A 13,550-nucleotide genomic window follows, 5' to 3' on the forward strand; every position below is an offset into this window, starting at 1 on the left:
TGCGTTTACAAATGTATGTGAAAATTAAGATACAATCCTAATTTGGTCGTAAATAGCATGCATTTTAACGTAGTTTTTCCACTACTAAAAACAGAAAAAGCCTTACGTTTTGTAAGGCTTTCACAGTTTATAAAAATTTATAATTAATAAGAATAGAGCAATGGTTCTGCTAATCCTTCAATGTTTAATAGTACTTCATTTAGACCTTCTACTCTTAAAGGTGTCAAATCAAAATATTCTTGTTTACTTAAAAAGGCTAAACAAACTTCGTTATTAAAAAGTGATAATTTTAAATAACGTTGAGGCGGCAATGATTCTGCAACAGCTTCAGAATCGATTAACGTCATCACCCAATTAGCACTGTCGCATCCACTCGATAATATAGTTATAATAACACAATCACCATCGATAATAGCTTCATCAATTGTTTGAGACTCCGCATCTTCATAAGCAGTAGTATCAATTTCTATCTCTAAGCCACATGACATTTCGGTAAAAGTATTTTCATCTTCGCATTGCGTATTTAAAAACAACAAGCAAATCAATGAAAACATAAAGAGTTTACTTAATTTCATAAGACTATTTATTAATTAGATGCAAAACACATTAAATGGTTGCGTTAAAATCTAGAATTCTCTGAAATCCGAGGCGTTCCGTCTTCATCTTCAAAACCAATAACGTCTTTATAAATAAAATAAGGAGGTAAATAGCTAAACGAAGATGTAACATATACACCTACAAAACACATCATAAAACCAACAATACCTGCTAAAAGTCCAGAAACAAAAAGCAACCCAAAAGAAATTAACCACTTCTTATTCCCTAAATCAAATGCCATTTTTACAATATCTGAGTTAGACATATCTGGATTAAATGCATAAATAGTAATAACAAATGATAACGGAACAAATGCGTATATAATAGGTAAACCACAAAGCAAAAAAGCTCCTAAAATTATACCACTATATGCCAAGCCTAATTTTATAGTTTTACCTAAATAAGGTTTCTTAAAGAAATAAAAGTAATCTTCACTCCCCATTTGCTCTAAATCTTTAAGCTTACAAATTCTGTAAAATGCAGCTTTAAGACCAAGACCTATTGTACTCATAGCTATAATCATAATTATATATACAACTCCCATCATGACTCCAAACATTGGTCCAATTTGTGGTTGTCCTGAACTATAAGGATCATAAGTACTTGTATAAACATCCATAAAACCAGATAAAAATAATGGTATATAAATAATCATAACAAATGGCATAGCCAAAACCATATTTAGCAGTAAAACAACTAAGCCTTGTACCCAAACTTTTTTGAATAATTCTATAGATTGATTAAATATAGTACCAAAATCTAATGCTTTTGCATCTTCAATACGACGTTTCATTTCAATGGTTTTCATCTTTTAATTAATTTGGTTAGTACTTCAAAAGAAATCTATTTTTTGCAATAATTCAAGAAAAAAACTATTCTAAATAGAATTCAATTAATCAATTCTTTAGTATCAATTCCATTTACCATCAAAAACATTAACGATTTTATAACTGCCACTTTGTCAGAATCGATAAAATAATATTATCTTTGCATGCTTATTGCAATTTGCAGTATTCACTACAACTGATGGAAAAAATTATAGACGAAAAAAAACAAGGAGAAACCTTAATTTTAAATAATAAGGAAGGAAACAAACGTAAATTATTCATTGAAAGTTATGGCTGCGCTATGAATTTTAGTGATAGTGAAATTGTAGCTTCAATTCTTTCCGAACAAGGTTTTAACACCACTCAAAAACTAGAAGAAGCAGACCTTGTTTTAGTAAATACATGCTCAATTAGAGATAAAGCGGAACAAACAGTTAGAAAACGTTTACAACAATATAATGCTGTAAAACGTATCAACCCAAAAATGAAAGTTGGTGTTTTAGGTTGCATGGCAGAACGCTTAAAAACTAAATTTTTAGAAGAAGAAAAAATTGTAGATTTAGTTGTTGGTCCGGATGCATATAAAGATTTACCTAATCTACTTGCTGAAGTTGATGAAGGTAGAGATGCTATAAACGTTATATTATCTAAAGAAGAAACTTATGGTGATATTTCGCCAGTAAGATTAAATACAAATGGTGTTACAGCTTTTGTGTCTATTACTCGAGGCTGTGATAATATGTGTACCTTCTGTGTTGTTCCTTTTACAAGAGGACGAGAACGCAGTAGAGATCCACAAAGTATTATTGAAGAAGTAAATGATTTATGGTCTAATGGCTTCAAAGAAATTACGCTATTGGGTCAAAATGTAGATAGCTACCTGTGGTATGGAGGCGGTTTAAAGAAAGATTTTGAAAACGCTTCTGATTTACAAAAAGCAACCGCTGTAAATTTCGCTAATCTTTTAGAGCTATGTGCTAAAGCACAACCTAAAATGCGTATTCGTTTTTCTACATCTAATCCGCAAGATTTCACTTTAGATGTTATTGAAACCATGGCGAAATATGATAATATTTGTAACCATATTCATTTACCTGTACAAAGTGGAAGCGACCGTATTTTAAAAGAAATGAATCGTTTGCATACACGCGAAGAATACTTTGAGCTTATTGATAACATAAAACGTATTATACCAGAATGTTCAATTAGTGTGGATTTAATTGCTGGTTTCCCTACGGAAACAGAAGAAGATCACCAAGACACATTGAGCTTAATGAACTATGTTCAATACAATTTTGGATATATGTTTACCTATTCTGAAAGACCTGGAACATTAGCTGGTCGTAAAATGGAAGATGACGTACCAGAGGCTGTAAAAAAGCGTCGTTTAAGCGAAATCATTCTTTTAGAGCGTAAGTATAGCGAAATTAAAACACGTCAACATCTTAATAAAACAGTAGAAGTTTTAATTGAAAAGGCTTCTAAAAAATCAGACGAGCAATGGTCTGGCAGAACCTCTGACAATACAGTTGCTGTTTTCCCAAAGGAAAATTACAAAATTGGTGATTTAGTAAATGTACTTATCACAGATTGCACAAGCGCAACACTTATTGGTGAAGCAGTTAGTTATTCTAAACATAATTAATATGAAATATCTTCCACATTTATTATTGGCTTTATTTATTTTTTCTTGTAACCCTAATGATAATCAAGAAACAGAACAAACAAACACCCTAATTATAAAGGAAATAATAGATATTGGAGAAAACTATGAACGTCATTTTTATTTCGATTCAAACGGTAAATTAGATTCTATCACAGATACCAACGCCATACCTGAATATAATAATATTCTTTCAAAATTTGAATATTCAAATGACAATACACTAATTAGTGCTTATCATACGGCTGGCACAGAAGAAGTATTTTCTAATCTTAGCTATGTTAATTCTAATATTTCAAATTACGACTATATAACTTTAGGATCTAGTACAGATACACCAGTAAACATTAGTGAAGCATTTGTTAATTACACTATTGATGGTAGTTTTGCAACTGAAAGCGAAGACATTAACGTTGAATTAACCTTTATCTCAAATAATTTAGAGTACTTATCACAAAGAAAAAGAACATTAGACAATACTTCTAATTCCACTTGGTATTTAGTGGATTATGAATACGATAACAACTTTAATATAATTTCAAGTCATACTACAGTAAATTATGGCTCTCAAGCTGATTATTATAGTACACGTGTTTACGATGAAAAAACAAATCCAATAGCAGAATCCATGACTAATTATCGATTAGCTCTCTATTTTTTGGATGACAATAATCTTGTTGATATGTCAACAAATAATGTGATAAGTAAAACTAATAGCCAAAATGTTACCAGTATTTATAATTACACATACAATAATGATAATTATCCTATGTCTGCAACCATAACAAACACAACAACTAACGAAGTAACAAATACTTTAAGTTATATCTATTACTAATGGAATCTATTCAAGCCATAAAACAACGCTTCGGCATTATAGGAAATGACCCTAAACTAAACCGTGCTATAGAAAAAGCGATACAAGTTGCACCTACTGATATTTCTGTATTAGTAACAGGAGAAAGTGGTGTTGGTAAAGAGAGTATTCCTAAAATAATACATCAACTATCACACAGAAAACACGGTAAATATATCGCAGTTAACTGTGGTGCAATACCAGAAGGCACCATTGATAGTGAGTTATTCGGACACGAAAAAGGCGCTTTTACAGGTGCAACATCTACACGATCTGGTTATTTTGAGGTTGCTGATGGTGGAACAATTTTTTTAGATGAAGTTGGTGAGTTACCACTTACAACACAAGTGAGATTATTGCGTGTTTTAGAAAATGGCGAATTTATAAAAGTAGGTTCTAGTAAGGTTCAACAAACAAATGTTAGGATAGTAGCAGCTACAAACGTCAATATGTTTGAAGCTATTAAAAAAGAGAAATTCAGAGAAGATTTATATTATAGATTAAGTACAGTAGAAATTAACCTACCTCCTCTTAGAGAACGTAAAGAAGATATTCATTTATTGTTTAGAAAATTTGCCAGTGATTTTGCATTAAAGTACAAAATGCCTACTGTTAAATTAACAGATGATGCCGTTAATCTACTTACAAAATACCGTTGGAATGGTAATATTAGGCAGCTTCGTAATGTTGCTGAACAAGTTTCGGTTTTAGAACAAAATAGAACTATAAATGGTTTAACAATTCAAAATTACCTACCAAGTACAGGTAGTAATTTACCAGCCGTAGTAAATAGAACAAAATCCGAAAGTGATTTTAGCAGTGAACGCGAGATTTTATACAAAGTTTTATTTGATATGAAGAGTGATCTTAATGATTTAAAGAAACTAACTATGGAACTGATGAAAACCGGAAGCGCTTCTGATGTTAAAAAAGATAATGAGCATTTAATTCAAAAAATTTACGGTGAAGAAAAAGATGAGGAATTTGAACCTTCAATAGAAGATTTAGGCGTTTTATCAATTCCTGCTCATGCAGAAGAAACCGAAGACATCATCACAGATACTGACGACAAATATCATTTTGCAGAAGAAATTGAAGAAGAGGAAACACTATCTTTACATGATAAGGAATTAGAATTGATTAAAAAATCTTTAGAACGTCATAGCGGAAAGCGTAAATTAGCTGCGGCAGAATTGGGCATTAGTGAACGAACGTTATACCGAAAAATTAAACAGTTTGATCTTTAAGATAAGTTTATGAAATCAACTATAAGAAAATATACATTTTATAGTTTGTAGTATTAGTTGATTCCATGAGACCTTTAAAAATAAATAGAAATTAACGAATGAAAGCTGTAGAAATATTTATGATTCGTAAGTCGTTTACTAGAAATAGCTCCGAAGCGATTAGACAAGAAGCTGAAGACATGATAAATGAAAAGCATTACAAAGGTTACAGACTTATCAATGTAGATTTTGATGTTGCTGATAATGCTGGCTATATTTATGCCTTTATAACCATGAAAAAACCTAATTCGTATTAAATGAATAACTTTAAGTACATTGTTGTTTTAGTAATTTGCCTTGCAAGCTATGGCTGTAAAGTCAATTATTCATTTACAGGTATTACAGAAACACCTGAAACGTTTCAGGTAAATTTCTTTCAGAATACTGCAGATATAATTGAGCCTGGTTTAGATCAGCTTTTTACAATTACGCTTCAAGATTTAATAACAAACCAAACAAGCGCTAATTTAGTTAACACAGGTGGCGAAGTTATATATGAAGGTGAAATAACGGAGTATAGAATTGCACCAATGACAGCCACGGCAGAAAATACTGCGGCACAAAACAGATTAACCATAAGTGTAAATGTGCGTTATATTAATACTAAAGACGAAGAAAAAGATTTTGAAAAACGTTTTTCATTCTTTTACGATTATGGTGCAAGCGAACAACTGTCAGGTAGTATTAAAGACACTGCCTTTGATGAAATACTAGAGCGATTAACACAAGATATCCTTAACGCATCATTAGCAGATTGGTAAACTATGCAGCTTCACGATTTAACACTTTTATTACAAAAACCCGAAGCTATCACAGCATCTCAAATCGATATGCTTTCTTCTGCAATTAAGGAATACCCATACTTTCAACCTTTAAGGGCCTTATATCTCAAAGGATTAAAACAAACAGATAGTTACAAATACAATAATGCTTTAAAAATAACCGCTGCACATACCACAGACCGTAGCGTATTATTTGAATACATTACCTCTAAAGCATTTAATCAGAATGAAATATCTGAGCAAATTAAGCAAAATACAGAATCCATTAAAGCGATAGAAATCAATGAACTAGATGACATTTCTATCAATAAAAGCGTTACAATAGACGATGCGTTAAAGGAACATATTAAAGCTACTGAAGGGGTTTTAGACCCAGATTTGTTTGAAGCAAAACCAATACCTCAACTAAAGGAAAATACAAAAACGCCGCAAATTGAAGATTCTATAATTGCTGTAGATGTAAAAAACATTACTATTGAAGAGCAACTAAATATAGGAAAACCGTTAGAATTTGATAAATCTGAAAATCATTCGTTCACAGAATGGTTAAAAATTACAAGTTTTAAACCTATTAATCGCGATGAAGTTGATGATATAAGTGTAAAAGAAATTGAAGAAGACACTAAAACTGAAAACAAAGCTTTAGAAGCCGAAAACACAACGCCTTTAGAGAGTAAACTAGCAATCATTGATAAGTTTATAAGCGAGAACCCAAAGATAAAACCAGTTAAAGACAACGCTCCTAAACCAAAATTAGTTAATAATGATGACGCTAATTCAGACAGTTTAATGACTGAAACTTTAGCACGAATATATTTAGAGCAGAAAAACTATGATAAAGCAATTCAATCTTACAAAATTTTAAGTTTGAAATATCCAGAAAAAAGTAGTTTCTTTGCACACCAAATAAAATTGGTAAAAGAATTAAAAGATAATAATACAATATAAAATGAGTGCATTTTCAATATTTTTAGGATTAATCGTAATCGTTGCCTTTTTACTAATCGTAGTAATTATGGTGCAAAACCCTAAAGGAGGAGGATTATCTTCTTCATTTGGAGGTGGTGGTACACAACAAATGGGTGGTGTTAAAAAAACTGGAGACTTTTTAGACAAGAGTACATGGTTTTTAGCGACAGCTTTAATTATTTTAATTTTAGCATCTAACCTAACTATTAGTTCTGGTGGCACAACTGAATCTAAAGCCTTAGATACAGATGAAACAACTGATATGCCAGCGTTACCAGCACCATCAACAGATGGAGCAACAACTGACGGTTCTGATACTGAATAACACAAACGTTATTTTATAAAAAATATTAAGCCAACTTTTTAAGTTGGCTTTTTTTATGTCCTAATATAAAGCTATAAAGTCTGAAACTTTGTCAGTCATTCTTATATGGCATAATTTTCGAACTACGCTAAAGCGTAAATTAATAATTAAATAATTTAAAAAACATATAACAAATGGGCTTAAACATTAAACCATTAGCAGACCGTGTTCTTGTAGAACCAAAGCAAGCTGAAACTAAAACAGCTTCAGGAATTATTATTCCAGATAATGCAAAAGAAAAACCACAAGAAGGTACTGTTGTAGCTATCGGTAATGGAACTAAAGACGAACCTTTAACTGTAAAAGTTGGAGATACTGTACTTTACGGAAAATATGGCGGAACTGAACTTAAACTTGAAGGTAAAGATTATTTAATGATGCGTGAAAGCGACATCTTAGCAATTATCTAACATTGCTTTTAGCTATTAGCCTTTTGCTATTAGCACTAAAAAAAAATTAACACTCAGCCAAAAGCTAAAAGCTAACGGCTAAAAATTAAAGAAAATGGCAAAACATATAAAATTCGATATTGAAGCTCGCGACGGACTTAAACGTGGTGTTGATGCTTTAGCAAATGCAGTAAAGGTAACATTAGGTCCAAAAGGTCGTAATGTAATTATTGGTAAATCATTTGGTGCACCTCAAGTAACTAAAGATGGTGTTTCTGTAGCAAAAGAAATTGAGCTAGAGGATGAACTTGAAAACATGGGAGCACAAATGGTAAAGGAAGTTGCTTCTAAAACTAATGATTTAGCTGGTGATGGTACAACAACTGCTACTGTTTTAGCTCAAGCAATTGTAAAAGAAGGTCTTAAAAATGTTGCTGCAGGCGCAAATCCAATGGATTTAAAACGTGGTATTGACAAAGCTGTTGAAGCTATTGTTAAAGATTTAGACAAGCAATCTCAAAAAGTAGGAAGCTCTTCTGATAAGATTAAGCAAGTAGCTGCTATTTCTGCTAACAACGACGATACTATTGGTGAGTTAATCGCTAAGGCATTCGGAAAAGTTGGTAAAGAAGGTGTTATTACTGTTGAAGAAGCTAAAGGAATGGAAACTTACGTTGACGTTGTTGAAGGTATGCAGTTTGACAGAGGTTACTTATCTCCTTACTTCGTTACTGATTCTGATAAAATGATTGCTGATTTAGAAAATCCTTATATTTTATTATTCGATAAGAAAATTTCTAACTTACAAGAAATTCTTCCAATATTAGAACCAGTAGCACAATCTGGTCGTCCATTATTAATCATTGCAGAAGACGTTGAAGGACAAGCTTTAGCTACATTAGTAGTGAACAAATTACGAGGAGGACTTAAAATTGCTGCTGTAAAAGCACCAGGTTTTGGAGACAGACGTAAAGCTATGTTAGAAGATATAGCCATCCTTACAGGTGGTGTTGTTATCTCTGAAGAAAGAGGTTTCTCTTTAGAGAATGCAGATCTTTCTATGCTTGGTACTGCTGAAACAGTTACAATCGACAAAGACAATACAACAATCGTTAATGGAGAAGGTAAAGCTGATGATATAAAAGCAAGAGTAAATCAAATAAAAGCTCAAATAGAAACAACGACTTCTGATTACGATAAAGAAAAACTTCAAGAGCGTTTAGCTAAGTTAGCTGGAGGTGTTGCTGTACTATACGTTGGTGCTGCTTCTGAAGTAGAAATGAAAGAAAAGAAAGATAGAGTTGATGATGCTTTACATGCAACACGAGCTGCTGTTGAAGAAGGTATCGTTGCTGGTGGAGGAGTTGCTTTAGTAAGAGCTAAAAAGACTTTAGAAAAAATTACAACTGATAATTTAGACGAAACAACTGGTGTACAAATTGTAAACAAAGCTATTGAAGCGCCTTTACGTACTATTGTAGAAAATGCTGGTGGTGAAGGTTCTGTTGTTATAAATAAAGTATTAGAAGGTAAGAAAGATTTTGGTTACGATGCTAAAACAGAAACTTACGTAGATATGCTTAAAGCAGGTATCATTGACCCTAAGAAAGTAACTCGTATTGCTTTAGAAAATGCCGCTTCTGTAGCTGGTATGATATTAACTACAGAATGTGCTTTAGTTGATATTAAAGAAGATGCACCTGCTATGCCAATGGGTGGAGGCGGAATGCCAGGCATGATGTAATGGCGAATCGCCATAGATAAATTATTGACTTTGGTCGATTACAAACTTAAAAGCCTTTGATGAGAATCAAAGGCTTTTGTTTTTTTTCAGATAAAATTTCTTAGATTTAGAAATCTAATCAAACAACTCAATGGCTAAAGCAACAAAAACAACTTGGAAGTATACGTTAAGAGAAATTATTATTGTTATTATTGGTATAACTATTGCTTTTAGCATGAACAAATGTGCAGAAAACGTAAAAGACAGTAAACTTAAAACGCAATACCTCACCAATCTGAAAAGAGACGTTGAAGCTGATAAAATTCAACTCAAAAAGAATATAGAGGCCATTGATAAAAAACTTGTGATTTGTTCAGAGATTATTCCTGTTTTGAATTCTGAAAAAAATCAAGACATGCGACTGATGAATAATATTTTTGCTATCGTAAAATATGAAAATTTCAGTCCAAAAAACATTACGTATAACACCTTAATAAACTCTGGAGATTTAAAATTAATTGAAGATTTTGAACTAAAAACAGCTATTCAACAACACTATGCTAATTATGATGAAGTCTCCGATGATTACGTTAGACACACAAGTTTAATCAAGGATTATTTAGGGAACTATTTAGTAAACCATGCTGATTACGACCAGATACCTCAAGGTAAAGGACCCTTTTTAGATGAAATTAAATTAAAAAATATTGTAAGAGCACTATTAACAACCTTTGATGACAAAAAAAAGGCTACAGCATTTGGAATTGAAAGTTGTGATGTCTTAATTGCTAAGATTGATGCTGCATTAGATTAATGATCACTAAACTTTAATTAGAATCAATGCTTTTCATCTGGATAACAAAATCACATAAAAAAAGCCTGAATACACATTCAGGCTTTTTAATTATATTAATCTTCTTCTTTTTTTTCATGATCCTTCTTAACCTCGTCATCTCGATATAGACAACAGGCATGAACAGAATGATACTGCTCGTCAGTAGCTTTCACTTCTTTAGTATCATGACCAACGGCTGCTATGCTCTTTGAAATTATTTTCACATCTGTTTTACGTTCGTCAAAAATAAGTTTCAACTCATGCGTATCTACATTCCAAACTGCAGATTTAACACCTTTAGTTCTAATAGCTGCTTTTTCTATACGCTCTTTGCACATACCACAAACACCATCAACTTCGATATTCGCTTTTGCATTTTTGTTTTGTGAGAACGCCATCATTCCCATAAATAATACTGTAAGTGTTATTAATTTTTTCATAATTTTAAATCATTATTATTCTGTCTGGTCGAGCGCAGTCGAGACCTATTTAAAACCTCTCAACTGCACTCGAGGAGACAATTGTTTCTTTTTTACTTTATCTTAAACCGTAAGCCTGCATAATACATACTTCCATAAATTGGACCGTACACAAAATTACTATCAAAATTTGAGCCAAATGGATTATCTGCGCTTACAACCGGATTATCTTGCCTCACATTTGTAACATTTTCGCCTCCTAAATATACTTCAAATTTTGGAGAAAACACTTTAGTAACTTGTAAATTCAAGGTTCCTACCGTTGGCGTTTCATCTGCTAATTGATATTCCGATGGGCTTATTGCAGTACTCGGAAAACGTTGTTCACTCAACCAATTATAAGTTGCATCAAATTTCCATTGCGAGCCATTATCCTTTATAGGTGTTTCATAAGAAGTATTAGCAAACAATCTATGTTTAGGAATTAATGGTTTATCTAGTTTACCAGATTTGTAATCTGTTTTTATGTCGTAATACTTGTAAGCCATTCTTAAATCAAAATGCTCAAAAATATTATAGTTAAATTCAAATTGAAAACTATTAGCATAGCTATCACCTTCTAAATTATAAAAATTAACTTCATATGGATTTTCCCAATCTACTACGACTTGATTCTGAAAGTCCGTTCTATAGAAATCAAAAGTAACATCTGCTTTTCTATCAAATAAATTAAAACCTTGTAAATAGCTAACACCATAATTCCAAGCGATTTCTGGGTTTAAACCATAAATTTTTCCACCTGAATTTAATATATTGATTTGTCTTGAACTTGAAAACATATTCTGGTTTTCGGCAAAAATATTAGCACTTCTTTTTCCTCTTCCTATTGAAAATCTTAATGCAGATTTTTCCCAAGGCGTATAACGCAAATGAAAACGAGGTGTCACAAAAAAGCCCAATCTATTATGCTGATCTACTCGCACACCTGCTGTCATGGTTAGCTTATCTAAGTCATCATAAGCATATTCAAAAAAGCCACCAACCGAGTTTTCTGTACGCTCGTAATTTTCTGTATTCACCAATTCATCATAATGATCATAAGTAAAACTTAATCCCGTTTTTACTTTATGACGAGAATCTGAAATAATAGTATTATAAACTAAGTTAGAATAAAAGCTATTATGTTCTATATCATATAGATTCAACCCAAAATAAGAATCTTGTTTATGATGACTAAAAGCGGTTTGCAATCCAATACTTTGATATGGAACTTCAGGATTTACATAACCAAACTTTGTTGAAACTTCAAAACGTTCAGTGTTAATTTCACTTCCCCAAAAATTGGTAGTTCCTTTATCTATATCTGGATTAAAATCCACTTGTCCGCCTTGTTTTTCGTCGTTTAAGTATCTAAAATTTATGAAACTCACTAAACCTTTTTCGAGATTAGCGTATTGCCAACGATTCATTACATTAATTTGATTGTAAAGTGGCATATCTAAAAAGCCATCGTCATTGATATCGTGCTTTTCTTGGTGTGTATTACCATGCAAGTATAAACCCGTACTCCACTTGTCAGATACTTTTGTATTAAAATGTGTATTTAACTCTAAGCGCTCATTAGATGCTCCATAGAGGTTCACAAACAATTTATTGTCTGTTGCTGGCTTTACTAACTCAGCATTAATTTGGCCTGCAATACTCTCAAAACCATTAACGACGCTTCCTGTACCTTTTGTAATTTGAATACTTTCTACCCAAGTACCAGGAATAAAACTAAGTCCATAAGCTTGTGAAGCTCCTCTAATCGTTGGGATATTTTCTGTTGCAATTAAAATATATGGTGAGTTTAAACCCAGCATTTTAATTTGCTTGGTGCCTGAAACGGCATCTGCAAAATTAACATCAATCGATGGATTGGTTTCAAAACTTTCTGCTAAATTACAACAGGCAGCTTTTAATAATTCTGCACTGGTTACAGTAAATGTATTTGCCGCTTGTAAATAAGATTTTCTTGTCGCTTGATTACGTGATTTTATCTCTACAGCATCTAACTCATCACTAGCCTGCATTACATGCTTAATGTATTTATTTTCTTTGATGTTTATGGTATCTGTTTTAAATCCCACATAACTAATAACCAATTTGTTATATGAGAATTTATAAGGCAACTCGAATGTACCATCTTCAGCCGAAATAGCTCCAATTGATGAGCCTAGCCAATAGACATTTGCTCCAGATAATGGTATTTCTTTTCCTGTACTAGTTTCTGAAACTATGCCTTTTAATTGATCTTGTGCTGATAATATAAGCGACAAGAACATAAAATTTAATATTATATATTTCTTCATTTGTTTAAATTATAGGTATAACTAATTGCACAAAATGTGTGCATCCTTTTTCTACTAAGGGTTATAAACTATAATCAAATTAGGTAAGTCTCATCTAAAACATGTATGTCTTTGATGAGTTTGGGAGGTAGATAATCTTTATGCGGAATAACCAAGTTTGGTAAATCCTCAAAAAGATGAATATATGTATAACTATATGCAATTAAGACGTGTTGTTGTATAGTATCTAAGTCTTCGAACGAATTAACTGTAATTTCAGACAACCCATCGATGACATCAATTTCGTCTTTACAACAATTCTTTTTTATTGTGCTCGTTGCTGTAACCTCAGAAGAATCATCCGAACACTTTTCTGCTTCAGTAAAAATAGCAACATCTACTAAAGTTTCTCCACAAAAATGCTTCTCTATCGTTAATGATAATGAAGAAATCATTACTAAAAAAGATAATGATAAAGCAAAGACTTTATGTGTTACCGAAAATTTCACG

15 protein-coding genes are annotated in these 13,550 nt (G+C 32.0%); 10 read left to right on the plus strand and 5 right to left on the minus strand.

Translation table 11 applies throughout. The features are described from left to right. Positions 1-143: 143 nt before the first annotated feature. The gene (locus Q0807_RS03385) at positions 144-575 is read right to left on the minus strand and encodes a hypothetical protein (RefSeq protein WP_299106382.1); all 432 of its coding nucleotides are present in this window, start codon (positions 573-575) and stop codon (positions 144-146) included. Positions 576-619: 44 nt separating this feature from the next. Further along, positions 620-1,405, minus strand: a complete 786-nt coding sequence (locus Q0807_RS03390; RefSeq protein WP_299106384.1) for a hypothetical protein — start codon at positions 1,403-1,405, stop codon at positions 620-622. A 218-nt stretch (positions 1,406-1,623) separates the two neighbouring features. On the opposite strand from Q0807_RS03390, the gene miaB reads away from it, so the two are divergent. The 10 genes from miaB to Q0807_RS03440 all read left to right on the plus strand — a co-directional run bounded on the left by miaB (position 1,624) and on the right by Q0807_RS03440 (position 10,270). Beyond that, positions 1,624-3,069: a tRNA (N6-isopentenyl adenosine(37)-C2)-methylthiotransferase MiaB gene (gene miaB / locus Q0807_RS03395; protein WP_299106386.1), complete on the plus strand. Its 1,446-nt coding sequence runs from the start codon at positions 1,624-1,626 to the stop codon at positions 3,067-3,069. 1 nt (position 3,070) lies between these two features. Then, positions 3,071-3,925, plus strand: a complete 855-nt coding sequence (locus tag Q0807_RS03400; protein WP_299106388.1) for a hypothetical protein — start codon at positions 3,071-3,073, stop codon at positions 3,923-3,925. Further along, positions 3,925-5,190, plus strand: coding sequence for a sigma-54-dependent Fis family transcriptional regulator (locus tag Q0807_RS03405; RefSeq protein WP_299106390.1), 1,266 nt, complete (start codon positions 3,925-3,927; stop codon positions 5,188-5,190). The genes Q0807_RS03400 and Q0807_RS03405 overlap by 1 nt, the downstream gene beginning before the upstream one ends. 98 nt (positions 5,191-5,288) lie before the next feature. Beyond that, complete coding sequence (locus Q0807_RS03410; protein WP_179008718.1) at positions 5,289-5,486, plus strand: hypothetical protein; 198 nt, start codon at positions 5,289-5,291, stop codon at positions 5,484-5,486. Next, entirely contained in the window at positions 5,487-5,990 is a 504-nt protein-coding gene (locus Q0807_RS03415; RefSeq protein WP_299106396.1) for an LptE family protein, read from the plus strand. Between the two features lie 3 nt (positions 5,991-5,993). Beyond that, entirely contained in the window at positions 5,994-6,959 is a 966-nt protein-coding gene (locus Q0807_RS03420) for a hypothetical protein (protein WP_299106398.1), read from the plus strand. Position 6,960: 1 nt separating this feature from the next. After that, entirely contained in the window at positions 6,961-7,305 is a 345-nt protein-coding gene (gene secG / locus Q0807_RS03425) for a preprotein translocase subunit SecG (RefSeq protein ID WP_299106400.1), read from the plus strand. Between the two features lie 173 nt (positions 7,306-7,478). Next, positions 7,479-7,754: a co-chaperone GroES gene (gene groES / locus Q0807_RS03430; protein ID WP_299099278.1), complete on the plus strand. Its 276-nt coding sequence runs from the start codon at positions 7,479-7,481 to the stop codon at positions 7,752-7,754. 94 nt (positions 7,755-7,848) lie between these two features. After that, entirely contained in the window at positions 7,849-9,477 is a 1,629-nt protein-coding gene (gene groL / locus Q0807_RS03435; RefSeq protein WP_299106402.1) for a chaperonin GroEL, read from the plus strand. A gap of 130 nt (positions 9,478-9,607) precedes the next feature. Further along, positions 9,608-10,270, plus strand: coding sequence for a DUF6090 family protein (locus Q0807_RS03440; RefSeq protein ID WP_299106404.1), 663 nt, complete (start codon positions 9,608-9,610; stop codon positions 10,268-10,270). Between the two features lie 95 nt (positions 10,271-10,365). Here Q0807_RS03440 and Q0807_RS03445 read toward each other — a convergent pair whose 3' ends face one another. From Q0807_RS03445 to Q0807_RS03455, 3 genes are all read right to left on the minus strand, one after another. Beyond that, the gene (locus Q0807_RS03445; protein ID WP_299106406.1) at positions 10,366-10,731 is read right to left on the minus strand and encodes a heavy-metal-associated domain-containing protein; all 366 of its coding nucleotides are present in this window, start codon (positions 10,729-10,731) and stop codon (positions 10,366-10,368) included. A gap of 92 nt (positions 10,732-10,823) precedes the next feature. Further along, entirely contained in the window at positions 10,824-13,061 is a 2,238-nt protein-coding gene (locus Q0807_RS03450; protein WP_299106408.1) for a TonB-dependent receptor, read from the minus strand. Positions 13,062-13,135: 74 nt separating this feature from the next. Then, positions 13,136-13,549, minus strand: a complete 414-nt coding sequence (locus Q0807_RS03455; protein ID WP_299106410.1) for a hypothetical protein — start codon at positions 13,547-13,549, stop codon at positions 13,136-13,138. Between the last annotated feature and the right edge of the window lies 1 nt (position 13,550).

It is taken from the genome of uncultured Winogradskyella sp. (assembly GCF_947495255.1).
Lineage (GTDB): Bacteria > Bacteroidota > Bacteroidia > Flavobacteriales > Flavobacteriaceae > Winogradskyella.